This is a genomic window from Kribbella kalugense, assembly GCF_004365875.1.
In the GTDB taxonomy this organism is placed as follows: domain Bacteria; phylum Actinomycetota; class Actinomycetes; order Propionibacteriales; family Kribbellaceae; genus Kribbella; species Kribbella kalugense.
The window spans coordinates 573,684-599,893 of the sequence record NZ_SODF01000003.1 but is presented as its reverse complement, the minus strand read 5'-3'; the positions used below and the strand labels follow the sequence as shown (position 1 = coordinate 599,893).

Genomic DNA, 26,210 nt, shown 5'->3' with positions numbered 1-26,210 from the left:
TGAACTGACCGGACACGGGTCCCGCCCGACCCGTGCCCGGCACCTGGCGTGCCTCGGTCAACGTTGTCTCGACAGGAGGTCGTTGGCCTGTTTGGCCGCGTCGTCGAGGGCTTGCTGAGGCTGCTTCTTACCGGTCAGCACCGCCTGGATCTCGGTGCTCAGGAGCGACATCACCTGACGCGCCGACGGGTTCGCCTCACCCGGTACGGCGTACTGCAGGGCGTCGTGGAACTTCGCCACGGTCGGGTCGGTCGACTCCGACTTGGCGTCGTTGCGCGGCGAGTAGAACCCGGACGCCTTGCTGAGCCCGTCCAGCTGGGCCGGCTGCATCATGAACGACAGGAACTTCTTCGCCGCGTCGGTGTTCTCCGAGGCGGCATTCATCACCAGACCGCCAGGGATCCCGTACCCGACCTGCTTCTTGCCGGTCAGCGGCGTACCGATCTCGACGTTCGCCGCGCCCCAGGTCTTCGACACGGTGGCCACGTCGGCCGGCACGCTGGTCATCGCCATCGCGACCTGACCCTTGCCGAACGGCGAGTCGGCGACCACGTTGCCCGCGGTCAGTGCGGACTTCGGGATCGCACCCTCGTCCCACAGCGACTTCAGGAAGGTCAACGCCTCCACGCCCGGAGCCTGGTTGAACGCCACCGACTTCCCGTCGTCGGCGAACACCTTGCCGCCGGCCTGCCAGAGCAGCGGGTAGTAGTTCAGGTTCAGCGTCGCCTCCGGCGAGGCCGAGTAGTCCAGCGTGGAGAACCCGGCCGCCTTGAGCTTCGGCGCGGCCGCCTTGATCTCGTCCCAGGTCTCCGGCGGCGTCGCGATCCCGGCCTTGGTCAGGACGGTCTTGTTGTACATCGTCGTCGTGACCGTGTGGTAGATCGGTACGCCGTAGATCTTGCCGTCGACGGTCAGACCGGGGACCGCGGCCGGCAGGAACTTGTCCTTCTCCGGCGTGACCACGTCGTCGATCGGCTCCAGCGAGCCGCTCTTGACGTACTGCGGGATCTGGTCCGGGATCATCAGCAGGACGTCCGGACCCTTCTTGCCGGAGAACGCTGCCGCCACCTTCTCCTCGCGGTTCGCCCAGGGCTGCATCTCCAGCTTCAGGTCGATCCCGGAGTTGGCCGCCTCGAAGTCGGTCTCGACCTTCTTCCAGTAGGTGTCGCTGGTCGCCTGGTCGGCGATCACCGGGTACATCCAGAGCGTGACGCTCTTCTTCGCGTCGGACGAGCCCGAGTCGCCGCCGCCGCAAGAACTGAGCGCAGCGGCGAGCACGAGCGCCGTGAGTGGTGCCGCGATGCGGCGGACGGTGGCTTTCATCGCACCCCCAGGGTGTCCGGAAGTCAGGGCCGGAAGTTGTTTCACCGAATAACGGTCAGGACCGAAACTAGCCGGGGTGAATTTCTGCTGTCAACGGCTGATATCAATCCGGAACAGCTCGGAGCCACTGGTCATCAGCAGCTGGTGATCTCCGCGGACGCCCAGCCGCCGGTGGGCGTGCTGGACGAACAGCGTCGGGACCGACTTCGCCCCGGGCGCGATCCGGTAGATCTTGTTCAGGTCGATGCTCACGTAAACAGCCTCCGAGGTGGCCACGATGTCGCCGCTGGAGGTCGTCGTACCGAGCGTGAAGGACTTCTTCAGCTTGCCGTTGCCCGGAGAGAGCGCGAACACCGTCTTGCCGGCCACGCCCCAGAGCAGGCCGTCCGGCCCGATCGTGACGGACGAGACCGTCGCCGCACCGGCTACCGGCACGGTTTCCCAGAGCTTCTTCTTTCCTGCCACGTCCCACGCGAATACTGTGCCCGCTTCCCGGGTCGGCGGTGTGGTGGTCAGCCCGCCGGCGATCGACGTGCCGCCGTACACGATGCCGCAGTGGGCGGTCAGGCCGAAGACGGACTCGTCCTGGACCACGTTCCGGTACTTCTCCGCGGTGTTGGTCTTCGGGTCGTAGATGACCAGCGCGCCGCCGAGCCGGTCGCCGTCGGGGACCGTGCCGACCGCGATCTTGCCGTTGACCTCGGCCAGCGCGCGGGCGCGGGTCTGCAGCAGGTCCGGTTTGAGGTTGAGCGCCTGGACCGGGTTGTCCGGCGTACCGGGCGGTCCGGGGGAGTACTCCGGGCTGCTCCAAGGCTTACTGAGGTCGTAGTCGTAGAGCCGGGCCTCGGGGTAGGCGCCGATCCACAGTTTGCCGTCGGAGCCCTCCATCAGCGCCTCGACCTGGGAGAACCGGTTGAACGTCGTCGCTCCGGTGGTCGGGTTGACGACGGACACACCGCCGTTGAGGAAGCCGCCCGCGTAGATGTTGTCCTTGCCGCCGGCGACGGACAGGATCTCGATCGGCTCCCGCCGTACCTTCGTCTGGAAGATCTCGGACTTGCCGGTCTGCGGGTTGTAGCGGAACTCCTCGCCGCGCCAGAGCGTGCCGACCACGCTGGTCCCGGGGTAGTCGGGCAGGTCCAGGTCGGCGTACCCGATGGAGCGGGCGTTCTGGATCCGGCCGGTGAAGGTCAGGCCGGTGCCGGTCAGGGTCTTGGTGGCCGGGTCGTACTTCTTCAGCTCACTCGCCTGGATCATGTACAGCGAGCCGTCCGCGCCGATCGGCGAGATGTCCAGGCCGTGCTCGTTCTGGATCTCGTCGACCCAGGTCCGGGATGCGATGTCCCAGACGTACATCGGGCCCGGGAACGCCGTACTGACCCGGGTGTACACGCGGCCGCCGCGGACGTTCAGGTCGTAGACGACCTTGTCCTTCGGGTCGCCCATCGTCGGCGGCGCCGGGATCTCGGTGACCGCGCCGCTGGCCACATCGATCTCCTGGAAGTACGCGTCCGGCTCGGTGCCGGTGTAGAGCTTGCCGTTCCCGTAGTCGATGCTCTTCACATACCCCTGGCCGGCCTTGATCGTGCCGTAGTCGCGGACCGCGCCGGTCGCGTGGTCGTAGCTGAACACCCGCCCGTGCGGGTACGTACCGCCGTACACGTTGCCCTGCTCGTCGACGGTGATCCGCAGGATGAACGTCTCGGATGCCAGCGGTCGGCCCAGGTCCTCGGCGGTGGTCGCGCCCGGCTTCAACCGGTACAGGTGGCCGTTGTTGTAGGTGCCGGCGTAGATCGTGCCGTCCGGCGCGGCGGCCACCGCGTAGCTTCCGTCCGCGCCGGGCAGCGCCGTGGACAGCAGGCTGTCGCCGGTGGCCGGGTCGATGGCGTTCAGGTACGCCGGACTTCCACTGGACACGTTCCAGATCGCGGTCTTGCCGTTCGGGCCGGGCGCGACGGTGCCGCCGATGAGCAGTACGTCGGACAGCGGTACGCCGAGCGAGGTCAGGGTCGCTGTCGGCGGGTTGTGACCGGCCTGGGCAGCGGGAGTGGTCAGGGTCGTGACGAGTACGGCGGCGAGTGCCACCGCGATGAGCGAGCGGGCTGATCGCATGCGATGCCTCCGGGGTGCCGTATTTACGGTCCTGTCCGAAAGTGAAGCTCTGACGGCATCACGAAGTCAACCACTCGGCACAATTTGCCACTTCTGGCAGAAGAAGCAGCCGTTTCGGCCTCGGCCTTAAGCCTGCGGGATCTTGGCGAGCAGGTTCTGCAGCATCTCGCGGGTGGCGGCGAAGTAGCTGTTCTCGCGGTGCAGGGCGCGGTGGAAGGCGGTCAGTTCGGCCGCCGAGATCGTGTTCGAGAACGTGCTGATCTCGGTCAGGTCGAGCCGCCGGTTGAACAGGTGCACGGTGTCCCGCCAGCGGTGCAGCAGCCCGACCAGGTCGGCGTCGCGGTGCAGTCCGAGTGCGCCGGACACCAGTGCGAGGTCGACCGCGGACACGACCAGCCGTGGGTACACCTGCCGGCTGGTCGGTGCGTCCGGCGAGAAGCGTTCGTCGTTGAGCAGCCTGGTGTTCTCGTGCAGCTCGTCCGCCACAGCGCGCAGTACCTCGGTACGCCGCTCTGCCTCGGCGGTCAGCCGCTCGACGAAGATGCCGCTCAGCCCGGCGACCAGGGTGAGCGAGTTGACGGCCGGCTCCCAGCGGGAGTTGCCCGGCCAGAAGAACCAGATCACACCGAGCACGAACGCCAATCCGAGCAGCCCGTACGTCACCACGCTGACGACAGTCCGCCAGGTCGGACGGGTCATGTTGCCCAGATGTCGTCGGCGAGGCTGTGTGCGCTCTCGCCGGCCGCCTCTGGTGCCAGCAGCAGCAGCTCCAGACCGAACGGGTTCGGTCGGCGGGTGTACCGGAACTGGGACTGGATCGCCTCGACCGGCGTCAGCTTGCAGGCCTCGGTCAGGCGCTTCAGCCGGGCGGTGGAGTACTTGCGGGTGGTGTAGAGGCGGATCGTGTCGCCGACCGGGAGCACGACATCGGTGTGGTCGGGCAGGCCCATCCGGATCTCGCTGTCGGTGGCGTTCTGCCAGAGGATCTTCACCAGCAGCGCGTCGTCGTCCTCGACCTCACCGACGAACTTGACCTGCTCGTTGTCGATTCTCAGGTCCGTGTTGTAGCGGAGCGCGCTGGTGACGAACTCGGCGAAGGCGCGGGTCTGGTGGTACTCGTCCGCGGCGGCGTCGGCCGTCTCCTGGTCCAGCCGGGTGGTGCTGGCCACCTCGAGCAGCAGCCGGTCCTGCGGTCGTAGTACCCGAGTGAGCGTGCTGAGCAGCTCCTCGTCACTTTCGAAGTTGGCCAGCGTGTTGCCGGTCAGCGTGAACAGGATCGGGTCCTTGCCGACCAGCCGGCCCAGCATCTGCCCGAGCTCTTCCATGTTGTCCGCGATCGAGAAGTCGAGCTGCACCGGCAGCACCTGGGACGCCGGGAAGCGGGCGCCGCGGACGGGCTCCAACGTGCCCATCCGCAGCATCTCCGAGCTCATGTCGACCGGGATGTAGTACATGTCCCGGTTCTCCCGGCGCATGTCGCTGAGGATCGTGCGGTCCTTGACGCCGGTGCCGACCCCGAGGCTGACCAGGTGGAAGCCGCCGTTCTCCACGTGCGGGCGGAGCTTGCGCCAGTGCCGCAGGAACGACTCCGCGCCGGCCTTCATGACCAGGTAGAACGGGTCGTTGGTGGCGTTCGCCCAGGCGATCGTCGGGCCGATACCCCAGTAGGAGAAGCCGGACGTGATCTGCTTGCCGTCACCGGAGGCCGAGAACGGCCCGCGCAGGTCGCCGGTCAGCGTCGCGAGCTTGTCGGTCTGATCCTCGCCGACGAGCAGCAGGGACCAGGCGAAGTCGTCGTCGGCCAGCGCACGCTCGAGCTTCCGGATCACAGGCACCGGCTCCGTCACGTCTCACCCCTCACATGATGAGACGTCAGGTTATCGGTTGCCGGACGCCCGCGCTCAGATCGGCGTGACGGCGTCGGCCTCGCGGCCCTTGGGTCCTTCGACGATCTGGAACTCGACCGGCTGGCCGTCCTCGAGGGTCTTGTACCCGTCGGACACGATCTTGCTCCAGTGGACGAACACGTCGTCCACGCCCTCGCTACCGCCGGCCGCCTCGACGGCAAGGAAGCCGTACCCCTTGTCGGCGTTGAACCACTTCACGGTGCCGCGCACCATCGATACTCCTAGCCCACGGGACCCGCTTCACCCAGGCCCCTCACAACCGCCAAGCCTAACCGAGCCCGTGAGTTAGGTGCGGCGGGAGGCGGCTAGGCCCAGTACGCCGGCGGTTACCAGGAGGAGGGCGCTGGTGATGCCCAGGTCGTCGGTCTGGAGGGCGCCGTTCTCGGTGAGCATCCAGATGGTGGCGGCTCCGGTCAGGACGGTGCCGGCCACCACGCCGGGGACGTCCGGCTTCGTCTTGCGTGGTTGCTGGCTCATTCGCGTTCCACCTTGATGCTGCCCAGTTTGAGGTCCAGGTCCAGGGTGACCTGTTGCGGTCCGGCCTTGCCGTCCGTACCGAGGTCGTTGAGGCTCAACTCGGCATTATGGCCGCCCTGGTGCTGGTTGAGGAAGGCAACGTCTCCCATTTCGGCCGACAGCTGGCCCAACACGTCGACGTTCGACGGCACCTTGACGATGACCTCGCCGGCGCCACCGTGTACGTCGACCTTGGCGTTCGGGCCGAAGGTGGCCTTGGTCAGGTCCAGGTGCACCGACCCGGCGTCGAACTGGTAGCTCGTCCCGGTCGCACCGATGGTCTGACCGATCGGCGCGACGTAGTTCGTGTCGGCGAAGTTGCGCGGTACGGCGGGGAACACCGTGCTCGCCAGCGCGCCGGCCGCGAGCAGGATGCCCAGCGGCAGCAGGGCCAGCGTGCGGCCGACGAACCCGCCGACCAGCATGCCGGCGCCGAGCGTGGCCACGCCGATGATCAGCATGGTCGCCGTGGGGGCGCCCGCGAGTGCGGCGATGCCGATCGCGATGCCGGTCAGGAGGACGACGATCGACTTGATCCCGCGCATGCCCTTGGCGGGCGGTCCGGCGGGCTTGGTGCTGACCGGCGGGGTGCCGGCCGGCTCGTCGACGTACAGGCCGAGAGGGTCGTCCTCGGTCCACACAGGCTGGACCGGTTCGACGGTGCGGTCCTGGGGTCGCTGTGTGGCCGAGGACGACGGACCCGTCGGGGGAGCTGACGGGTCGCTCTGAGGTGCGACGCTTTGAGAAGACGTGGCCGCCGAAGTGGTCGGCTGGCCGGTGGCCGGGGAGGTGGTGTCCTGCGGGCGACCGGTCCAGTTCGTGCCCTGGCCGGTCCAGTTGTTGCCCTGGCCCGTCCATTGGCCCCGGCGGCCGCCGTTCTTGCGCTGCTTGGCGACCACCCAGATCACCGCGAGCACGATCAGCGGCCCGGGGACGAACCGGCCGAAGTCGAACGACGACATCATCGCGATCGCCGCGAAGATGCAGGCGCCGATCACGACCGGCCACAGCCACGGGTGGTCGGGCCGGATCCGGTCGCCGAGCAGACCCTGCGCCGCCGAGCGGTCGCTGCCCTCGTCGGGCATCAGCACCCAGGCGGCGATGTAGAAGATGACGCCCGGGCCGCTGAGGATCAGCACGGCCATCACCACGCGGACCAGCACGGGGTCGATGTTCAGCGCGCGGCCGATGCCGCCGCAGACACCCGCGACCCAGCGGTCCGACCTGCTGCGCCGCCAGGTCTGCGGGTTCTGCAGGCGGTTGCGGTCGAACCCCGCGGGTCCACTCTGGTTCTGCTCCATGTCATCGATACTCACACCTTCAACTGGTCCGGAACATCGGGATGCACCCTGACGGCCCCCCGAGTCCACCGGCGATCAGCGAGGGTTTCGGGGTTCTCCCCGAGCCGACCCTGAGCCAGGCGGGCCCGCGCTGAGGACGCGGCCCGGGACAAGCCTGCTGGTGTCGCACCCGTCCACGTGTGACGATCGAGGGGATGAGCCAGCCAGCAGCCGCGCCTCCGGGTGGGACCTCCGCGAACGGAGCCCAGCCCGAGCCGACGCCTGGCCAGTCGACCTCGGCCCAGGATCAATGGCGCTACAAGCACTGGGGACCGCAGGGACCCGGTCAGTACCAGGGTCCGTACGCCGCTTACGCCGCCCGGATGCGCGCCGAGCAGGCCTCCGGTACCCAATGGACACCGCCTCCACCCGGCCCCGGTACGACGTTCGTGCCGCCGGCCCAGCCCGTTGACGCGCCGCGCCGGGCATACCGGCGTACCGAAGGGCGTGTCGTCGCCGGTGTGGCCGGTGGGATCGCGGACCACCTCGGCGTGTCGGACACCGTCGTACGGCTGATCCTGATCGCGACCACGGTCTTCGGTGGCTTCGGCGTACTGATCTATGCGGCCCTGTGGTTCCTGATGCCGCTGGCGCCCGACACCGTGCCGGCCGCGCCTGGTCTGGCTGCGCACACGCGGAGCGGACTGCGTTCCGACGAGCCGCCGCCACCCGTGGCCGAAGCCAAGCAGCGGAAGCGGGAGAAGAGCCGCGGCCAGCTGCCCGCGTTGGTGGCCATCGGCATCGGTCTGTGCCTGTTGCTGCAGATCGCCGGGTTCGGGATCGCCGGGAAGCTGTTCTGGCCGCTGGTGTTCGCGGCGACCGGTCTGGCGCTGATCTGGCGGCAGGCAGACGAGAGTCAGAAGGACAAGTGGACCCGCGACGTCCGCGTGCCGATCCTCGGGCTGGTGCTCGGCAAGGGCGGCTGGAAGTCGCTGATCCGGATCGCCGTCGGCCTGATCCTGATCGGCACCGCGGTCACGCTGTTCCTGGTCCAGAACGGCCGGCTCTCGATGGTCGGCGACGTACTGATCGCGCTGCTGCTCGCCGTGGTCGGCATCGGTGTCATCGCGGGGCCGTGGGTGCACCGGCTGAGCCGCGACCTGAACTCGGAGCGTGCTGAGCGGGTCCGTTCGCAGGAGCGCGCCGACATGGCGGCGCACCTGCACGACTCGGTGCTGCAGACGCTGGCGATGATCCAGAAGCAGGCCGAGGACCCGAAGGCGGTAGCCCGGCTGGCGCGCTCGCAGGAGCGCGAGCTGCGGTCCTGGTTGTACGACGAGGACGACAAGGCGGACCAGACCATCGCGGGCGCGGCGAAACGCGCTGCGGCCGAGGTCGAGGACTCGCACGGCGTGCCGATCGAGGTGATCACCGTCGGTGACTGCGACCTGACCGAGCCGCTGGGGTCGATGGTCCGGGCCGCTCGCGAGTCGATGGTGAACGCGGCCAAGCACTCGGGCGCCGCGAAGATCGACGTGTTCGTCGAGGTGGACGGCGACCGGGTGGAGATGTTCGTCCGGGATCGCGGCAAGGGGTTCGACGTCGATGAGGTACCGGACGACCGGCTCGGCTTGCGGCACAGTGTGATGGGCAGGATGGAACGGCACGGCGGACGCGCGACGGTGCGCTCCGATCCGGAAACAGGGACCGAAGTGCGACTGGAGATGGACAGATGAGCAGCAGGCGCGTTGTCGTCGTCGACGATCACGACATGTTCCGGGCCGGGGTGCGGAGCGAGATCGGCACCGCGGTCGACATCGTCGGGGAGGGATCCGACGTCGACACCGCGGTCAAGGCGATCGTCGGCACCGAGCCCGACGTCGTACTGCTGGACGTCCACCTGCCCGGTGGCGGCGGCACCGAGGTGATGAAGCAGGTGCACCAGCGGCACCCGGACATCAAGTTCCTGGCGCTGTCGGTGTCGGACGCGGCCGAGGACGTGATCGGCGTGATCCGGGCCGGCGCCCGCGGGTACGTGACCAAGAACATCAGCGGCACCGAGCTGATCGACGCGATCAACCGGGTCGCCGACGGTGACGCGGTCTTCTCGCCCCGGCTGGCCGGCTTCGTCCTGGACGCCTTCTCCGGCGCGATCGACATCGCCTCGGTCGACGAGGACCTGGACCGGCTGTCGCAGCGGGAGCGTGAGGTACTGCGGCTGATCGCGCGCGGGTACGCCTACAAGGAGGTCGCCCGCGAGCTGTTCATCTCGGTCAAGACGGTCGAGACCCACGTCTCGTCCGTACTGCGGAAGCTGCAGCTCTCGAACCGGCACGAACTGACCCGCTGGGCCACCGACCGCCGCCTGGTCTAACCCCGGCCGCCCCGCACAGGTAATCTCAGCCAGTCTGGTGGGATTTGAGGGGGGCATATCGTGGTGCATTACGTGGTTCGGCGGGTGCTGGCCGCGATCAGTGTGGTCGCGGTCACCATGGTCGCGACGTTCGCGTTGTTCTTCATCGCGCCCACCGATCCCGCGTCCGCGATCTGCGGCGAGCGCAAGTGCCCGATCTCGCGGTACAACGAGATCAGGGCGAACCTGCATCTCGACGAGCCGAAGGTCCAGCAGTTCGGCCGGTACGCCGCGGGCATCGTGGTCGGCCGCGATTTCGAGACGTCCGGCGTGGTCCAGCACTGCTCGGCGCCGTGCCTGGGCTTCTCCTTCAAGTCCGACCGACCGGTCCTGGGCCTGCTGATGACCAGGCTGCCGGTGACGGTCTCGCTGGTGCTCGGGTACGGCGTACTGGTGCTGACCATCGGAGTCGCGGCCGGTGCGATGGCGGCCAGGAGACGCGGTACGCCGGGTGACCGCCTGATGATGAGCGGCACCCTGCTGATCAGCTCGGTGCCGTACTACATCGTCGGCCTGATGGCGGCGCTCTACTTGACGGTCCTCCACCCGATTCTGCCCCGGAGCGGCTGGGTGTCGCCGTTCGAGAGCCCCTGGCACTGGTTCACCGGCCTGGTGGCGCCGTGGGTGATCCTGAGTGTCTACGGGTGCACCGACTATGCCCGCTACTCCCGCGGGTCGATGGTGGAGACGCTGAGCGAGGATTTCATCCGGACCGCCCGGGCCAAGGGGCTGTCGGACCGGGTCGTCACCTACAAGCACGCGCTCCGGGCCGGGCTGATCCCAGTGGTCACGATCTTCGGCCTCGACCTCGCGGGCAGTCTGTCGGGCGCCATCTTCACCGAGAAGATCTTCGACCTGCCGGGGCTCGGCGTGCTGGCGCTGGATGCCGTCAGCGACTACGACCTGCCGGTGATCATGGGCACGGTCCTGCTCGCCTCGGTGCTGCTGGTCGCGATGAACCTGATCGTCGATCTCATCTACAGCGTGATCGATCCCCGGGTCCGGCTGAACTAGCGGGGCCCGCGCAAGCGTCCATCGGTGGCGTGTTTCGGACAGGGCATCGATTCGCCACCCCGGTACCGGCGGTCCGCGCTTGGTGGCTGTTATACCGTCGACTCTTATGGAGCGGAATCTCACAACCGATCAGCTCGCCCTCTTCGAGAAGGAGTTCGCGTCGAACCCGCAGTACCGGGTGATGCAGAACGCCGTCACGCAGACGCCGGTCAACAGCATCGCCCTCGACCGTCAGGTCGTCACCTCGATCGACCACTCGGTGTCGAACCTTCTTGACGACTGGAAGGTGACGAACCAGAAGAAGAGCGGCCGGTGCTGGATGTTCGCGGGGCTGAATCTGCTCCGGGTCGGCGCCGCGGAGAAGCTGGGCGTCAAGGACTTCGAGTTCTCCCAGAACTACGTGCTGTTCTGGGACAAGTTCGAGCGGGCCAACTTCTTCCTCGAGGCGATCATCGACACCGCCGGCCGGGACGCCGACGACCGGACGGTGGCGCACCTGCTGTCCGACCCGATCGGTGACGGCGGCCAGTGGAACATGTTCATCGCGGTGGTTCGCAAGCACGGCCTGGTGCCGAAGGAAGCGATGCCGGAGTCCGAGAGCTCGTCCGCGACCGCGCAGATGAACGACATCCTGCGCAAGCTGCTGCGGCAGGGCGCGCGCGACCTGCGGGCGCTGGACGGCGAGGAGGCCCGCCGCGGCCGCAAGCAGGAGATCCTGACCACCGTGCACCGGGTGCTGAGCATCCACCTCGGTACGCCGCCGCAGAAGTTCCTGTGGCAGTGGAAGGACACCGACAAGGGCTTCCACCGCGACGGCTGGACCACCCCGACCGAGTTCGCCGCGGCGTACGTGCAGCTGCCGGTCGACGAGTATGTCTGCCTCGTGCACGACCCGCGCTCGACCAGCCCGGTCGGCAAGACCTTCACCGTCGACTACCTGGGCAACGTGATCGACGCCCCGCCGGTGGTGTACCTGAACGTCGAGATGGACCTGATGAAGCAGCTCACCCAGGACGCGATCGTCGGCGGCGAGCCGGTCTGGTTCGGTTGCGACGTCGGCAAGCAGATGAACTCCGACCTCGGTTTCTGGGACGCCAAGCTGTACGACTACGGCTCCGTCTACGACACCGAGTTCACCCTGGACAAGGCCGACCGCCTGGTCCACCACGAGACCCTGATGACGCACGCGATGCTGTTCACCGGAGTCGACCTGGTGGACGGCAAGGCGCGCCGCTGGCGGGTGGAGAACAGCTGGGGCGACGAGAAGGCCGACAGCGGCTTCTGGACCATGAACGACTCGTGGTTCGGCGAGCACGTCTTCGAGATCGCCGTACGCCGGTCCGCCCTGCCCGCCGACCTCCAGGCCCGCCTGGACGACGCCCCGATCGTCCTCCCCGCCTGGGACCCGATGGGCGCCCTAGCGGATTAGTCCCAACGCCTCGGCCGGACGCTCGAGGGTCGGCAGGTGGCCGGCCCACGGGAGGTCGATCCGCTCGACGTTCGGCAGCCGTTCCTGCAGGTACGTCGCGGAGTCGGCGAAGAACTGAAAATCATGCGCGCCCGTGATCAGTCGCACGGGCGCGCTGATCTTTTCCGGCTCGACGGCGTACTCCTCGTTCTCGACGTCCCCCGCAGGGATCTGCAGCTCGTACGCACGCTTCTGCATCGCGCGGAGCAGCTCACGGGCCTCGTCGTCGGCGTCCGGGCCGATCCAGCTGCGGACCATCAGGTCGGTCGCGCCGTCGATGTCGCCGGCCTCGATCAGCTTGTTCTCCTCGGCCCACACCGCGCGCAGGTCGTCCGTCGGGTGCACGTTGTCCGTCGGCGCGCAGAGCAGCACCAACCGCGAGAACCGCTGCGGCTCCCGGCTGGCGATCTGCTGGACGACGTACCCGCCGTACGACGCGCCGACCGCGGTCACGTGGTTCGCGCCCAGCTCGTCCAGCAGCGCGAGCACGTCACCGGCGTCGGAGTACTCCGCTCCCGGCTCCAACGGCGTCTCGCCGTACCCCCGCAGGTCCAGCGTGATCACCCGGTGATCCGCTTTGAGTTCGTCGACCTGCTTGGCCCACATCCGCGCGTCGGCCACGCCGGCGTGCACCAGCAACAGGTCAGGTCCGTCGCCGGTCACCGCATGAGAGATAGTCATGCCCGCACCCTGACTGGTCAGGCGACGGGCTGCAAATCGATTAGCGCATCCGGATGACGGTGAACGATTCGGCGTAGTGGTTCGGCGGGAGGCCGGCGGCGGTGGCGACCCGGGCGAAGTTGGCCCGGATTCCGTCCCGGAGGCCGTCGGGGTCCCGGTGCTGGCTGGTGTGGGACATCAGCGCGGCCATCTTCTGGTCGAAGGTGTCGGTGATGTCGACGTAGTGGTTGCTTTCCGGGTGGTCCATCATCCACAGCTCACCGACGTCCCATGCGTCCTCGTCCAGGTCGGTGTACGCGTACGGATTGCCTGCCGCCGGGTAGAACGCCCGTACGGTCGCCTCAGCGGTCGCCAGGTGGTCCGGGTGCGAGACCTGGAGGCGGGACCACACGCGCTCCGGTGACTGGGTCAGCAGGCGCTGCGGACGGACCTTGCGGATCACCTGGCTGATGTCGCGGACCAGCTCGGCCGTCGGCTCCACCGAACCGTCCTGGTACCCGAGGAAGTGCAGATCGTGAACCCCGACGTGGTCCGCGGCAGCAGTCTGCTCAGCCTGCCGTACGGCGGGAATGTCGGCGCGATCCCGATCCGGTTCGAAGCCGCCCGCCTGACCGTCCGTGACGATGCAGTAGTGCACCTCGATGCCCGCCTTGGTCCACACCGCGACCGTGCCGGCTCCGCCGAAATCGATGTCGTCCGGATGCGCGACCACCACGAGAACCCGCTCGATCTCGTTGTCCGGACGCGGATTCCCCTCAGGCACAGTCACGCCCCGACCCTAGCCCCTTGCGCCGACGGGCAGAGTGGGACTCATGGAGTTCGGTGGCACGTGCGATCCGCAGGACGCAGGCCTCGACCCGGCCCGGCTGGCAGAGGCGGTCGAGTTGATCGAGGCCCGCAGCGTGATCGCGCAGCTCTGTGTCGTCCGCAACGGCCAGGTCGTGGTCGACCGGTCCTTCGGATGTGCACCGGACGCGTTGTTCTGGCTCTTCTCCGCGAGCAAGCCGTACCTCGCCGTCGCGATCCACCAGCTCGTCGAATCCGGCCGGCTGCATCTGGACGACGCAGTGGCGGCGTACTGGCCGGAGTTCGCGCAGAACGGCAAGCGGGAGATCACTGTCCGTCAGATGTTGCGGCACCGGTCCGGCGTCACACACGCCGGCACGTACGTCGGTGAGGCCCGCGCGATGACCGACTGGGGTCGTTCGCTCCGCCGGATCGAGGAGACCAAGCCTCGTTGGCCGATCGGCACGGTCGCGTACAGTCCATTGGCGTTCGGGTTCATCCTCGGCGAGGTCGCGCGGCGCTCCAGCGGGCTCCCGATCGACGAGCTGGTACGACGTTCAGTCCTCGAGCCGCTCGGGGTCGCCGATACCTATCTCGGACTGCCCGTCGACCAGTGGGACCGGCATGTCCAGGTCCGGGCGGCCGGTCCGATCGGCCCGTTCTTCCAGTCCGTCGTCAATCGGCGCAGTACCCGCGAGGCCGTCGTACCTGCTGCTGGGATGTCGACGACGGCGCGGGATCTGGCCGCGTTCTACCATGCGTTGCTGCAGGGCGGGCTGCTGCGGCCGGACACACTCGCGGTCGCCGTCGAGCCGAGTAGCGAGGGTGATCTCGACCGGACCGCGCGGGCGCCGATCCGTTGGTCGCAAGGGTTCCAGCTCGGCGGACCGCGGTGGATCGAGGGGGCACGGACGTCGCTCGGTTCGCTGAGCAGTCCGCGGACGTTTGGTCACAACGGCAGCAATTGCTGCATCGGCTGGGCCGACCCGGACCGTCAGATCGCGTACGCGTACCTGACGAACCGGGTCGGCCGACCACAGGTCGAGCTGGCCCACCACGCCGCCGTGGCTGACAAGGTGCTCGAGGCCGCCGGCTAGGCGAGGGCCGGGAGCACCACGCGCTCGGTCATCACCTCGTCGACGAGGCCGTAGTCCCGGGCCGCTTCCGCGGTCAGCACGTGGTCCCGGTCGGTGTCGTGCCGCAGCTGCTCGACCGTCTGCCCGGTGTGACGCGCCAGGATCTCCTCGACCTGTCCACGCACCCGGACCACCTCGTCGGCCTGCAGGATCAGGTCCGGGATGGTGCCTTGACCTCGTGCAGCCGCCTGGTGCAGCACGACCCTGGCGTGCGGCAGTACGGCGCGACGTCCCGGCGTACCCGCAGCTAGCAGGACAGCCCCGGCCGAGATCGCCTGGCCGACGCAGAAGGTCTGGATGGGCGACCGGATCACCTGCATCGTGTCGTAGATCGCGAGCATCGCGGTCATGTCGCCGCCCTCGCAGTTGATGTACAGGCTGATCTCCCGGTCGGCGCTGTCCGCCTCCAAGTGCAGCAGCTGTGCGATCAACGCGTTCGCCACGCCGGCGTCGATCGCCGTACCGAGGTAGATGATCCGCTCGGTGAGCAGGTGCGAGTAGACGTCCATGATCCGCTCGCCCCGCGGACTCTGCGCGATCACATTGGGAATCGTGTAACTGCTCATGCTGCCGCCTTCCTCGCGGGCATCACCTGGTCGAAGGACTCGACGATGTGGTCGATGAAGCCGTACTCACGGGCCTGTTCGGCGGTGTACCAGTGGTCGTGCCGCGAGTCCTCGTGGACGACGTCGAACGGCTGCCCGGTGTCCTCGGCGATCAGCCCGAGCACGGTGTCGCGGATGTGCCGCAGGTCGTTGGCCTGGATCTCGATCTCGGCCGCCGATCCGCCGATCCCAGCCGAGCCCTGGTGCATCAAGATGCGTGCGTGCCGCAGGGCATAGCGCTTGCCCGGCGTACCGGCCGACAGCAGGAACTGGCCGGCGCTGCAGGCCAGCCCGATCGCCAGCGTCGACACGTCGCACGGGACCAGCCGCATCGCGTCCCGGATCGCGAGCATCGACGGCACCGAGCCGCCGGGCGAGTGGATCCAGAACGCGATGTCGGTATCAGGGTCCTCGGCCGCCAGCGTCATGAGCTGGGTGGCCAGCAGGGTCCCGATGTCGTCGTCGAGGACCTGGTCCAGGACGACGATCCGCTGCCCGAGCAACCGCTGCCGAGCGGTCTCGTTGAACATCGGAGGTTTCATGTCTTCTGCCATGCCACCCACCCTGACCGGCCCCCGCCCCCGATCCCACCTTTTCTGCTCACGGCAACTCTGCCCACAGCAAACCGGCTCGGCTGACCGGGTTTTCGGTAACTGTCGGGGGGAGCGCCTAAGGTGTTTGGTGATGACCACTTTGTTCTCGCCTGATGAGCTCCCGGTGCCGCTGGAGGAGCCCAAGAAGCATCGGACCGATCCGGATGCGCTGCTGGAAGGGCTCAACCCGCAGCAGCGCGCGGCTGTGGTGCACGCCGGCAAACCGCTGCTGGTGGTGGCCGGCGCCGGCTCGGGCAAGACCCGGGTGCTGACCCGGCGGATCGCCTACCTGCTGGCGGCCCGTGACGCGCACCCCGGGTCGATCCTGGCGATCACCTTCACCAACAAGGCCGCCGCCGAGATGCGCGAGCGGGTGGTGGAGCTGGTCGGCCCGCGGGCGAAGCTGATGTGGGTCTCCACCTTCCACTCGTCCTGTGTGCGGATCCTGCGCCGCGACATCAAGCGGTTCGGGATCAGTTCGACGTTCTCGATCTACGACGACACCGACTCGCGGCGGCTGATGACGCTGGTCTGCCGCGAGCTCGACCTGGACGTCAAGCGCTACAACCCGCGCGCCGTGCTGAACTGGATCAGCACCCAGAAGAACGAGCTGATCGACCACGAGACGGCCGCGTCGAAGGCCGAGAACCATCTCGAGGAGACGTACGCCGAGTGCTACCGGACGTACCAGGAGCGGCTGGCCCAGGCGAACGCGCTCGACTTCGACGACCTGCTGATGACCACGGTCAACCTGCTGCAGGCCTTCCCGGAAGTCCGTGAGTACTACCGCCGTCGTTTCCGTCACGTGCTCGTCGACGAGTACCAGGACACCAACCACGCGCAGTACACGCTGATCCGCGAGCTCTGTGGTGAAGATGCGGACGGCAAGGACGGTCCGGCCGTGCCGCCGGCCGAGCTGATGGTGGTGGGCGACTCCGACCAGTCGATCTACGCGTTCCGCGGTGCGACGATCCGCAACATCCTCGCCTTCGAGGAGGACTTTGCCGGCGCCGAGACGATCCTGCTCGAGCAGAACTACCGCTCCACCCAGACCATCCTGACCGCGGCCAACGCGGTGATCAGCCGCAACGAGGGCCGGATGGCGAAGAACCTCTGGTCCGACCAGGGCCAGGGCGAGCAGATCGCGGTGTATGTCGCCGACAACGAGCATGACGAGGCGCAGTTCGTCGCCGACGAGATCGACCGGCTGGCCGACGCCGACAAGGTGAAGCCGTCGGACGTCGCCGTCTTCTACCGGACCAACGCGCAGTCGCGAGTGTTCGAAGAGGTCTTCATCCGGACCGGCCATCCGTACAAGGTGGTCGGCGGCGTCCGGTTCTACGAGCGCAAGGAGGTCCGCGACGCGCTCGCGTACCTGCGCATCCTGACCAACCCCGAGGACACCGTCTCGCTGCGCCGGATCCTGAACGTGCCCAAGCGCGGGATCGGCGACCGCGCCGAGGCCGCGATCGAGGCGCTGGCGGCGCGAGACCGGATCTCGTTCGCGGCCGCGCTGCGACGGGCCGAGGACGCACCGGCGATGGCATCGCGTTCGGCGAATGCGGTCCAGGGCTTCATCGACATCGTCGACGAGCTGACCGCGATGGTCGACTCGGGCGCTCCTCCGGACGACATCCTCGACGTCGCACTGCATCGCTCCGGGTACTACGAAGAGCTGCAGAAGTCACCGGATCCGCAGGACGAGACCCGGCTGGAAAACCTGGACGAGTTCATCTCGGTGGCCCGTGAGTTCGTCGAGGAACGGACCGCGGCCGGCGAGCCCGCCGACCTGCAGGCGTTCCTCGAGCGGGTCGCGTTGGTCGCCGACGCGGACCAGATCCCGGACGCGGCCGACGACGGTGGCGTGGTTACGTTGATGACCTTGCACACCGCGAAGGGCCTGGAGTTCCCGGTGGTGTTCCTGACCGGGATGGAGGACGGCGTCTTCCCGCACTCGCGGTCGCTGACCGACCTGAAGGAGCTCGAGGAGGAGCGCCGGCTCGCGTACGTCGGCATCACCCGAGCCCGTCAGCGGCTGGCGCTCTCGAGGGCCGCAGTGCGTTCGTCGTACGGCGCTCCGCAGCACAACCCACCGTCACGGTTCCTGGAAGAGCTCCCGGCCGAGCTGCTCGACTGGCGGCGCGACGAGTCCGCGATCACCCGCTGGTCCGGCACCGGGACGGTCCGCGGCAGCGGCATCCCGAGCCGATACGAGCCGGCTCGCCGGACGGCCTCCGACAAACCGCTGATCAACCTCAACCCAGGCGACCGCGTGGTCCACGACAGCTTCGGCATGGGCACGGTCGTCGTGGTCCGCGGCGAGGGCCAGCAGGCTCAAGCAGACATCGACTTCGGCTCTGAAGGAGTCAAGCGGTTGCTGCTCCGCTACGCGCCGGTGGAGAAGATCTGAGCCCGCGGGTCATCTACGCCGTCAAGGAGCCGGACTCTCCCGGCGGCGGGATCCGGGTCCAAGCACGCCACGTTGAGCTACTTCGTACGGCGGGAATCGACGCCGCACTGTGGTTCCGTACGCCGGGCTACCGGCTGCCGTGGTTCGAGACGACCGCGCCGATCCTCGGCAACGATCAGCTCGAACTCGGCGCCGACGACCTCCTCGTCGTCCCGGAGCTGTATCTGTTGCCCGGGGTGGATCCCGCGCCCGGCGTACGGAAAGTCATCTTCAACCAGAACCACTTCCTGACCTTCTGGTCCTGGCGAGACACCACCGGGTATCCGGGCTGGGATCCGGCCCCGGAGGTCTGGGCGGTCTCGCAGGAAAGCCATGACGTGCTCGGCCGTCTGCACCCGCAGCTGCCGGTCCACCTGGTGCCCAATCCGATCGACACCGAGTTGTTCAAGCCCGGTCCCTCGCGGACCCGGCAGATCGCCTGGATGCCACGGCGACGCCCGCTCGAAGCCGCAGTGCTGGAACGCCTGCTACGGAACGATCCGCGGGCCGACCGAGTCGACCTGGCCGTACTCGCGGAGCTCAAAGAGAGCCAGGTAGTCGAGGCGCTCGGCCAGACCTCTGTGTTCGTCGCACTCGGCATCTCCGAAGGATTCGGCCTGCCAGTCGCGGAAGCACTCGCCGCCGGTTGCCTGGTCGTCGGTTACCCCGCGGGTGGCGGCGAGGAGTTGTTCGAAGCCCCCGGGACCTGGCGGATCGATGACGCACGACCACATCTGCTCGCAGATCAGGCGCTCGAGCTGGTCGACGTACCAGCAGAAGATCCAGTACGCCGGGCCGCGCGGGACTGGATCAAAGAGCGCTACTCACCGGCAGTGACCTTCAAAGCCCTACTGGCCGCGGTCGAATCGGCACAAGCCTTGCCGAGCCGCGCCGGTACTGCAACCCACCCGATCGTCTGGCCCGATGATCCGATCGCAGCAGCCGAGCGAGCCCATCCGTGGCGGCCCGACGGTCACGAATAGCGACCGCCCAGGCATATCCGAGTCAAGCTTTCGGGCGTTTGCGTTGCATCCGAGCCGGAGCCTGAGACAATCAAGGATCTTCGGCCCCCTCCCGGAAGTGCCCTCCCTCATGTCCAAGTCGTCGGTCAGCAACCGCCGGATCATCCTGGCGGGAGCGAATCCTGGCCTCCGGCTGTTCGACGAGCACGGCAAGGTGACGGCGTACGCCTCGATCTGGATGGTCGACTGGTCCATCCGCGGCCCGGGTACGGCGGTCGTGCTCTGGTTCGACGGGATCGTCCGGGTGGTGTCCGAGGACGTCGATCTGGCCTCTTGGCTGGAGCGGTACTTCGTCCGTTCGTTCCTCGAGGTCCAAGGGCTGCCGTGGCACGAGCCGGCCGTCGAGCGGGACCTGGTCCAGGTCTCGATGAACCTGGCCGACGGACTCAGTGCGAAGGCGGCCGACATCCAGATCGAGATGAGCGGCGTACTCGATCGACGGCTGTTCGCGACCGACAACTTCCAGCTCGCCGAGGGAAACCACAGCCTCAGCCTGGTGATCGCGCCGGTCCGGTCCGCCACGGTCTCGATCGGCGGCGCGTCTGTCCCAGGCTTCGTCCAGGTCGACGGTTCACCCGCCAAGCCCGGCTCGTCCGCCTTCCTCACCACCGCCGAGGTCTGGCGCAGGTAACCTGCCTTACGCTGTACGAACCCAGCGGAGGAAGGTGAAGACGTGGCGATGCAGGCGAACTCCGAGCCGCGGATCCCGCTCAGCCGGGACCGGGTGCTCCAGGCCGCCGTCGCGATCGCCGACGCCGACGGGCTTGAGTCCATGACGATGCGCCGGATCGGCGTCGCGCTCGGCGCCGAGGCGATGTCGTTGTACTACCACGTGGCCAACAAGGCAGCCCTGCTCGACGGAATCGTCGAGCTGGTGATGACCGAGATCAACGACGCCGTCGACCAGATCGACCTCCCGGCGGCCGATTGGAAGCAGGCGACGCGCCGACGGATCCTGCTGGCGCGGGAAGTCATGCTGCGGCACCCGTGGGCCCCGCAGTTGTTCGAGACCCGGACGAGTCCGGCCGTGGTCGTCTATCACGACCGGCTGGTCGGGTTGATGCACACCGGCGGCTTGTCCTACGACCTCGCCCACCACGGGCTGCACGCGCTCGGCAGCCGCGCGCTCGGCTTCTCCCAGGAGCTGTTCGATCCGTCCGCCGGGGCCGGCGCCGTGCCCGACCGGATGCTCGCGGACCTGGCCGATCAGGTCCCGAATCTGGTCGGCATGCTGTCCGAGGTCGCCCACGACGACCCGGACTCGACCCTGGGCTGGTGCGACGACCAGGCCGAGTTCGAGTTCTCTCTCGACCTGATCCTCGACGGCCTCGACCGGCTGCGCTAGATCCCGGCCGCGCTGAGCCCTTGACGTTTCTTACGCCGTAAGTCAGCCTTACGGCGTAAGACTCACAACGTAAGAGGGGGCGGCATGAAGGCCATCGTTCAGCGTCGGTACGGATCACCCGACGTCCTGGAGTTCACCGACATCGACCAGCCGACGCCGGGGGACGGTGAGGTGCTCGTGCGCGTGTACGCCGCCTCCGTCAACGCCCGCGACTGGCACGTCCTGCGAGGCGACCCCTACATCGCCCGCCCATCGGCCGACCTCGGCCTGCGCCGCCCCAACGTCACCACTGCCGGCACCGACTTCGCCGGCCGAGTGGAAGCCGTCGGATCGTCGGTGACCGAGCTAAAGGTCGGCGACGACGTGTACGGCGAAGCGCCCCGAGCCTTCGCCGAATACTTGGTCGTCCCAATGAACCGGGTCGCGGTGAAGCCGGCCAACCTGACCTACGAGCAGGCAGCCGCAATCCCGCTGGCCGCCAACACCGCCCTGATCGGCCTGCGCGATGTCGCGAACGTCCAACCAGGGCAGCGGATCCTGATCAACGGAGCCTCGGGCGGAGTCGGCAGCTTCACCGTCCAGATCGCCAAGGCGATGGGCGCCGAGGTGACCGGTGTGTGCAGCACCCGCAACGTCGAGTTCGTCCGATCTCTCGGTGCCGACGAGGTCATCGACTACACCAAGTCCGACTTCAGCCGCTCCGACCGCAAGTACGACGTACTGCTCGATCTCGTCGGCAATCGGTCATTGACTGCCCTCCGGCGACCGCTGGTCCGCCGTGGCACCCTCGTCCTGTCCGGTGGCGGACTGTTCAGTGGTGGCAGCTTCTTCGGTCCGGTCGGTCTGATCGTCAGGGCGAAGCTGTCGGCTCCCTTCGTCTCGCAGCAGCTCAAGCTGCTCACCGCGGTGATCAGCAAGGACAGCCTGGCGACGCTGCGCGACCTCGCTGAGAGCGGCAAGCTCGACCCGGTGGTCGATCGGACCTATCCGCTGGCAGCCACGGCCGATGCCATCAGGCACCTCGAATCCGGGCACGCCCGGGCCAAGGTAGTCATCACCGTCTGACCGCCCACCAGTTCTCCATCCGCTCCACAACGCGCTGATCGCCGTCGACGGCCCGCTGGAGTCGGAGCAGGTACGCCGCGATTCCGGCGGCGCCCTGCATCCAGCCGACGCCGGGCGGCAGGAGCGGGTCCTCGTTGCGGTGCTCGATGAACCGCCAGAACGCGTGATCGCCTTCGTGGTAAGCGTGTTCGAGCAGCGAGTCGCCCATCCGTACAGCGAACTCCAGGTCCTGCTTCTCGCCGTCACGCTGCCAAGCGTCGAGGAACGCGTCGCCGACACCGGCCGTACCGCAGCAGCGGCCGTCGTTGTCCCAGAAGCCGGGGTGGAGCCGTTCAGGGATGCCGGAGTACCGGACGCTGTCGAGACAACGCCGACGCCAAGTCTCCGGCGATTCACCCGCCACCTGTTGTACGTCGGCGTACTCGAGCGCACTGAAGACCAGCGCCGTACCGGCACCGCCGTGGCACCAGTTGAAGGTGAATTCGTCGCCGTGCCGCTCGGCCCACGGAATGATCCGCGGCACCCGGAAGCCCTTGTCGTCGGTGATCCCGAGCGTGACCAGATGCTCGGCCCCACGCCGCGCGACGTCCACGAGCTCGGGTCGCCCCAACTCGACGCCGGCCAGCGCCAGTACCGCCGCGATCCCGGCCAGTCCGTGGGAGAAGTTCGGCATCTCGGCCGGCTCGCCGATGCAGAACCGGCGGGGCACGAAGTCCCAGTTCACCCCGGTCGGCAGCTCCTCCTGCTCACTGAGCAGGAGGTCCACAGCGTGGTTGGCCAGCGTCGACGCATCCTCACCATGACGGATCGCCCACAGGGCGGCGAGCAGGATCGCCCCGGTCCCGAGAGTGACGTCGTTGCCGTGCGCAACCGCCCTGTCCGTGTACGACGGCGTGTCGAGGAAGGTCTCCGGCCAGCCGTCCGCGGTCTCCAGCTCCCGCAGCCGGTCGAGCACCGAGCTCGTGCCCTTCTCGTCGAGCGCAGTGAGGACTCCGAGCGAGCTCGTCAGTCCGTTGAAGAAGGTGGTTGTCGTGGTCGTCGGGATCGTGGCGCGCATCCGATCGGCGATCGCCGTGGCGAGGGAGTGTTCGGCAGCAGTCCACGGGCGGGTCAGGCGCAGCTCAGCGAGGAAGTGTGCGAGTCCGCCGATGCCGTTGTGCATGCTGTCGCGGTAGTCGTTCGGTTCGGTTTCGCCAACGAACTCGGGGATCCACGGGCCGTCGTCGTCCCAGCGGACCTGGTCGAGCGCCCAGGACCAGGCTGCTTCGGCAACCTCGGCGTACCTCATGATTTGGCGTTGCGGAGCCTGATACCGCTCCACTCGAGGGTGGACGCGACGGCCGCGGCCCAGAAGTCGTGCAGCCGGTTCAGGACGCGGAGCTGGATGCCGGCCTCGTCGTGCAGCGCGAACAGGTCGCCGACGCGTTCCGGCGGGCCGAGCGGCTGCACTTCGGTGGTGGCGACGAACGCAGCGTCGAGTACGACGAAGTCGTCGGCCGGGAGGCGGTAGGCGTACAGCTCGACCGAGCGGATCGCGTCCAGCCAGCCGTACTCGACGGCGTGCACGCGGGCGCCGGAGCCGGCGCCGATGATCCGGTCGCGGTCCTCGGGAGTGGTCGAGTGGCCCACCCACGCCATCGCGCGGGGGCACTGCCTCGGGAACCAGTAGTCGGGTGCGCGGTCGTAGCCGACCGCCCACACGTACGGCTCATCGCCCGGCTTCGCGACCTGTGGCCGGAATGTCGTGATCGTCGGATCTTCGGAGAAATGCAGGACCTCACCAGCTGCCGGACGCATGCGCGGCAGCCTATCGGCGAAGCAGGGGCTGGTGCCCGGGGATTATCAGCCGGCGGTGTACGGGTTCAGACCGCAATGGTTGCGCAGCCACGGGTCCGGGTCGACCGCTTCGCCGCCGTCCGGGTGGACCTCGAAGTGCAGGTGCGGGCCGGTGGTGTTGCCGGTCATCCCGACCGCGCCGACCTGGTCACCGGCGTACACGGTCTCGCCGACCGACACGCTGAACTTCGACATGTGGTTGTACCAGGTGACGGTGCCGTCCTCGTGCCGGACCTGGACCTGACGGCCGTACGGGCCGGCCCAGTCGGCGAAGATCACCACGCCCTTCATCACGGCGCCGATCCGGGTGCCGATCGGGGCGGCGAAGTCGAGGCCGGTGTGGTTGTGGGCCCAGCGGCTGCCGCCCTGACCGAAGGTCGCGGTGATGTGGTAGCCGGTGACCATGATCTGGCAGCGGGAGGCCGACTCGCGGGCCGCCTTCTCGGCCGCGGCGACCTTGGCCTTCGCGGCCGCCAGCGCGTTCGCGCGCTTGGTGGTGAGTGCCTGCGAGGCGGTGAGCTTCGCGGCCCGGGCCTTGGCCAGCTGGGCGGCGGCGGACTGCTTCTTGGTGGTGTCGGCCAGCTGGACCCGGGAGGAGTCACGGGTGGCGAGCTGACGCGCCTGGATGCGTGCCGTGGTGATGCCGGACAGCTGCTGACCGCTGTCCAGGCTCAGCGCGGCAAGGTTCACCGCGGAGTTGGCCTGGGTCGGTGACGCCAGTGAGCTGTGGCTGAAGCCGACAGCTCCGGCGGCCGCGGCGAGCGCGGCGGTCAGTCCGACGATCTGGCTACTGCTGGGGGTGTTACGCCTGGCGACGCGATGCTTGGCACTGTGACGTCCTGCGCCGGATTTGCGCGCAGCGTTGCCGGGCGTGACGCGGTCTCCCGCGGCACGGTGCTGGGACACAACGTGGCCTTTCGGTCACAGGGGAGGGGCTAGGGGTGGGGCCTGAAGCACTGTCCGTCCTCGGCGGGGGTTTATTCCCGCTGGGGACCTGACGCACGATAACGGATCAGTCACGAGGCTACAAACCCTGTCCCGGTGTTTTCCGGGTCTCCTTCACGAAACCTTTGCATGAGCGGCTGCACGTGCATCGGCCGTGAGCGCGCGAAAGGCTGCGCGGTCAGGCAGTTTGTCCGGGCGTGTCGGCCTCGTCCAAATGCGCCAGCATCCCGGTGATCCGGTGGACGACCTCGCCGTGGAACGGCAGTGACAGATGGCCGACCCCGTGCACGCGGACGTTGCTCGCCAGCAGATCGGGGTGCCGGATCCGGGCGCGCCGCTGCGGCACGATCAGCTGGTCGACGTCGCTGTAGAACGCGACGAACCTGGTCTTGCAATCCGGAGCGGGTTCGGCGAGCTCCGCCATCAGGTCGCTCTCCGGCCGGACCTGCTTCACCAGCGGCCACGGCAGCAGCTTGGCCGCGACCGTGCCCTGGTGCGGCGTCCCGAGCGTGACGCAGGTGTGGACCCGCTGGTCGCCTCCGAGCCGCTGGACGTAGTACCGCGCAATCAATCCGCCCAGGCTGTGCCCGATCACATGGATCTGGTCCGACCCGGACGCCTCGCAGATCGCCTCGATCTCCCGGCCCATCCGTTCCGCAGTACTGCGGACATCCAGCGTCAGTGGCGAGTACGAGAACGTGTGGATGCTGCTGAACCCCCGTCGGACCAGGTGCCGACGCATCAGCGTGAAGACGGTGTGGTTGTCGATGATCCCGTGGGCCAGCAGGATCGGCGTACCGGCGGCGCGGACGTCGTTGACCAGCAGACCGCGCTGCGCCGGGCTGAGGCCGGCCAGGCTCAGCCGGGACGGGAGTGCGCGGGAGCTGGATCCACCGACCAGACCGAGTGGGTACATGGCCAGGTGGGTGGTCAGCCAGCCGAGCTCGACAGCCGCGCCGTGGAGCACGCTGGGCGACAAAGCAGAGCGGGCGCCGTACGCGAGTCCGTCCAGCGCGCCGCGGAGGTCGTCCTGCCAGGAACCCATGGGCGCCTCCTACGAAACCAGACCCCCCGATTGGTCCGATCCCCTCCACTATAAATCCAGCAAAGGTAACCGGTTCCCGCTCCGCGTGTGGGGGAACACACTGCGCCGTGTCTTATCCGTGAGGTTCGTACCGGTTAGCCTGCCCACATGCCTGCTTCGAGTCCGTTGCGCGTCGTCGTCGCCAAGCCCGGTCTGGACGGTCACGACCGCGGCGCCAAGGTCGTCGCCCGTGCACTGCGGGACGCCGGCATGGAGGTCATCTACACCGGACTGCACCAGACCCCGGAGCAGATCGTCGAGACGGCGATCGCGGAGGACGCGGACGCGGTCGGCCTGTCGGTGCTGTCCGGCGCGCACATGACGCTGTTCAAGCGCGTCCGTGAGCTGCTTGCCGAGCGGGACGCCGAGGACATCGTGGTGTTCGGCGGCGGGATCATCCCGGACGCGGACCTGAAGCCGCTGGCCGAGCTCGGCGTACACAAGATCTTCACCCCCGGCGCGACCACCACCGAGATCGTCGAGTGGGTCCGCGCCAACGTCGGCGACGCGTCGGCCTAGACCACTCGAGCCGAGAACTTCCGGAGTCCCGGATCCGCTCCGGAGCGTAATGACGACTGCCCGGAGTCGTTCTGAACACTCCTGCCCCGTTCAGCCAGGTTACTAATCGGT

Annotated in this window: 26 protein-coding genes; 11 read left to right on the top strand and 15 right to left on the bottom strand. The window is 68.1% G+C overall.

Features of this window, described 5'->3' with window-relative positions:
• Window positions 1–57: 57 nt before the first annotated feature.
• From EV650_RS34170 to EV650_RS34140, 7 genes are all read right to left on the bottom strand, one after another.
• Window positions 58–1,323 carry an extracellular solute-binding protein gene (locus tag EV650_RS34170; protein WP_134123285.1) on the bottom strand — a complete coding sequence of 422 codons (1,266 nt, stop codon included), beginning with the start codon at window positions 1,321–1,323 and terminating at the stop codon, window positions 58–60.
• A gap of 90 nt (window positions 1,324–1,413) precedes the next feature.
• The gene (locus EV650_RS34165) at window positions 1,414–3,435 is read right to left on the bottom strand and encodes a ligand-binding sensor domain-containing protein (RefSeq protein ID WP_134123284.1); all 2,022 of its coding nucleotides are present in this window, start codon (window positions 3,433–3,435) and stop codon (window positions 1,414–1,416) included.
• Window positions 3,436–3,561: 126 nt separating this feature from the next.
• Window positions 3,562–4,134 carry a hypothetical protein gene (locus EV650_RS34160; protein WP_134123283.1) on the bottom strand — a complete coding sequence of 191 codons (573 nt, stop codon included), beginning with the start codon at window positions 4,132–4,134 and terminating at the stop codon, window positions 3,562–3,564.
• Complete coding sequence (locus tag EV650_RS34155) at window positions 4,131–5,282, bottom strand: L-histidine N(alpha)-methyltransferase (RefSeq protein WP_134123282.1); 1,152 nt, start codon at window positions 5,280–5,282, stop codon at window positions 4,131–4,133. Before EV650_RS34155 ends, EV650_RS34160 begins: the two co-directional genes overlap by 4 nt.
• A gap of 54 nt (window positions 5,283–5,336) precedes the next feature.
• A complete protein-coding gene (locus EV650_RS34150) occupies window positions 5,337–5,555 on the bottom strand; it encodes a cold-shock protein (protein ID WP_134123281.1) in 219 nt (72 codons plus the stop codon).
• Window positions 5,556–5,627: 72 nt separating this feature from the next.
• A complete protein-coding gene (locus EV650_RS34145; protein ID WP_134123280.1) occupies window positions 5,628–5,819 on the bottom strand; it encodes a hypothetical protein in 192 nt (63 codons plus the stop codon).
• Window positions 5,816–7,159 carry a PspC domain-containing protein gene (locus EV650_RS34140; protein ID WP_134123909.1) on the bottom strand — a complete coding sequence of 448 codons (1,344 nt, stop codon included), beginning with the start codon at window positions 7,157–7,159 and terminating at the stop codon, window positions 5,816–5,818. The genes EV650_RS34145 and EV650_RS34140 overlap by 4 nt, the downstream gene beginning before the upstream one ends.
• Window positions 7,160–7,353: 194 nt before the next feature.
• Here EV650_RS34140 and EV650_RS34135 point away from each other — a divergent pair, with 194 nt between their 5' ends.
• The 4 genes from EV650_RS34135 to EV650_RS34120 all read left to right on the top strand — a co-directional run bounded on the left by EV650_RS34135 (window position 7,354) and on the right by EV650_RS34120 (window position 11,994).
• Window positions 7,354–8,874 (top strand): ATP-binding protein, encoded by a 1,521-nt coding sequence (locus EV650_RS34135; protein ID WP_134123279.1) that lies wholly within the window; start codon window positions 7,354–7,356, stop codon window positions 8,872–8,874.
• The gene (locus EV650_RS34130; protein WP_134123278.1) at window positions 8,871–9,512 is read left to right on the top strand and encodes a response regulator; all 642 of its coding nucleotides are present in this window, start codon (window positions 8,871–8,873) and stop codon (window positions 9,510–9,512) included. The genes EV650_RS34135 and EV650_RS34130 overlap by 4 nt, the downstream gene beginning before the upstream one ends.
• 60 nt (window positions 9,513–9,572) lie before the next feature.
• Window positions 9,573–10,565: an ABC transporter permease gene (locus EV650_RS34125; RefSeq protein ID WP_134123277.1), complete on the top strand. Its 993-nt coding sequence runs from the start codon at window positions 9,573–9,575 to the stop codon at window positions 10,563–10,565.
• Between the two features lie 106 nt (window positions 10,566–10,671).
• Window positions 10,672–11,994, top strand: coding sequence for a C1 family peptidase (locus EV650_RS34120; protein ID WP_134123276.1), 1,323 nt, complete (start codon window positions 10,672–10,674; stop codon window positions 11,992–11,994).
• On the opposite strand, the gene EV650_RS34115 is transcribed toward EV650_RS34120, so the two are convergent.
• Together EV650_RS34115 and EV650_RS34110 are read right to left on the bottom strand one after the other, a co-directional pair.
• A complete protein-coding gene (locus tag EV650_RS34115; protein ID WP_134123275.1) occupies window positions 11,983–12,714 on the bottom strand; it encodes an alpha/beta fold hydrolase in 732 nt (243 codons plus the stop codon). The genes EV650_RS34120 and EV650_RS34115 overlap by 12 nt on opposite strands.
• Window positions 12,715–12,754: 40 nt before the next feature.
• Entirely contained in the window at window positions 12,755–13,483 is a 729-nt protein-coding gene (locus EV650_RS34110) for a PIG-L deacetylase family protein (RefSeq protein WP_238174659.1), read from the bottom strand.
• 43 nt (window positions 13,484–13,526) lie between these two features.
• On the opposite strand from EV650_RS34110, the gene EV650_RS34105 reads away from it, so the two are divergent.
• Window positions 13,527–14,597 carry a serine hydrolase domain-containing protein gene (locus tag EV650_RS34105; RefSeq protein ID WP_134123274.1) on the top strand — a complete coding sequence of 357 codons (1,071 nt, stop codon included), beginning with the start codon at window positions 13,527–13,529 and terminating at the stop codon, window positions 14,595–14,597.
• Here EV650_RS34105 and EV650_RS34100 read toward each other — a convergent pair.
• Together EV650_RS34100 and EV650_RS34095 are read right to left on the bottom strand one after the other, a co-directional pair.
• Window positions 14,594–15,202 carry a ClpP family protease gene (locus EV650_RS34100; protein ID WP_134123273.1) on the bottom strand — a complete coding sequence of 203 codons (609 nt, stop codon included), beginning with the start codon at window positions 15,200–15,202 and terminating at the stop codon, window positions 14,594–14,596. The two genes, EV650_RS34105 and EV650_RS34100, sit on opposite strands and share 4 nt — an antisense overlap.
• On the bottom strand, window positions 15,199–15,795 hold the full coding sequence (locus tag EV650_RS34095) for a ClpP family protease (RefSeq protein ID WP_134123272.1): 597 nt from the start codon (window positions 15,793–15,795) through the stop codon (window positions 15,199–15,201). Before EV650_RS34095 ends, EV650_RS34100 begins: the two co-directional genes overlap by 4 nt.
• Before the next feature lie 130 nt (window positions 15,796–15,925).
• Between EV650_RS34095 and pcrA the strand changes: the two genes are divergently transcribed.
• The 5 genes from pcrA to EV650_RS34070 all read left to right on the top strand — a co-directional run bounded on the left by pcrA (window position 15,926) and on the right by EV650_RS34070 (window position 21,715).
• On the top strand, window positions 15,926–18,244 hold the full coding sequence (gene pcrA, locus EV650_RS34090) for a DNA helicase PcrA (RefSeq protein WP_134123271.1): 2,319 nt from the start codon (window positions 15,926–15,928) through the stop codon (window positions 18,242–18,244).
• A 236-nt stretch (window positions 18,245–18,480) separates the two neighbouring features.
• Window positions 18,481–19,266, top strand: a complete 786-nt coding sequence (locus EV650_RS34085; RefSeq protein WP_134123270.1) for a glycosyltransferase — start codon at window positions 18,481–18,483, stop codon at window positions 19,264–19,266.
• A 109-nt stretch (window positions 19,267–19,375) separates the two neighbouring features.
• A complete protein-coding gene (locus EV650_RS34080) occupies window positions 19,376–19,936 on the top strand; it encodes a hypothetical protein (protein WP_134123269.1) in 561 nt (186 codons plus the stop codon).
• Window positions 19,937–19,984: 48 nt separating this feature from the next.
• Window positions 19,985–20,650 carry a TetR/AcrR family transcriptional regulator gene (locus tag EV650_RS34075; RefSeq protein WP_134123907.1) on the top strand — a complete coding sequence of 222 codons (666 nt, stop codon included), beginning with the start codon at window positions 19,985–19,987 and terminating at the stop codon, window positions 20,648–20,650.
• Window positions 20,651–20,734: 84 nt separating this feature from the next.
• Window positions 20,735–21,715 carry an NAD(P)-dependent alcohol dehydrogenase gene (locus tag EV650_RS34070; protein WP_134123268.1) on the top strand — a complete coding sequence of 327 codons (981 nt, stop codon included), beginning with the start codon at window positions 20,735–20,737 and terminating at the stop codon, window positions 21,713–21,715.
• Here EV650_RS34070 and EV650_RS34065 read toward each other — a convergent pair.
• The 4 genes from EV650_RS34065 to EV650_RS34050 all read right to left on the bottom strand — a co-directional run bounded on the left by EV650_RS34065 (window position 21,705) and on the right by EV650_RS34050 (window position 25,541).
• Window positions 21,705–23,003: a lanthionine synthetase LanC family protein gene (locus EV650_RS34065; protein WP_134123267.1), complete on the bottom strand. Its 1,299-nt coding sequence runs from the start codon at window positions 23,001–23,003 to the stop codon at window positions 21,705–21,707. The genes EV650_RS34070 and EV650_RS34065 overlap by 11 nt on opposite strands.
• Entirely contained in the window at window positions 23,000–23,512 is a 513-nt protein-coding gene (locus EV650_RS34060; protein ID WP_134123266.1) for a DUF6886 family protein, read from the bottom strand. Before EV650_RS34060 ends, EV650_RS34065 begins: the two co-directional genes overlap by 4 nt.
• Before the next feature lie 45 nt (window positions 23,513–23,557).
• Window positions 23,558–24,457 carry a M23 family metallopeptidase gene (locus EV650_RS34055; protein ID WP_238174658.1) on the bottom strand — a complete coding sequence of 300 codons (900 nt, stop codon included), beginning with the start codon at window positions 24,455–24,457 and terminating at the stop codon, window positions 23,558–23,560.
• Between the two features lie 217 nt (window positions 24,458–24,674).
• A complete protein-coding gene (locus tag EV650_RS34050) occupies window positions 24,675–25,541 on the bottom strand; it encodes an alpha/beta hydrolase (protein WP_134123265.1) in 867 nt (288 codons plus the stop codon).
• A gap of 147 nt (window positions 25,542–25,688) precedes the next feature.
• Here EV650_RS34050 and icmB point away from each other — a divergent pair, with 147 nt between their 5' ends.
• Entirely contained in the window at window positions 25,689–26,099 is a 411-nt protein-coding gene (gene icmB / locus EV650_RS34045) for a coenzyme B12-dependent isobutyryl CoA mutase small subunit (RefSeq protein ID WP_134123264.1), read from the top strand.
• Window positions 26,100–26,210: the final 111 nt, after the last annotated feature.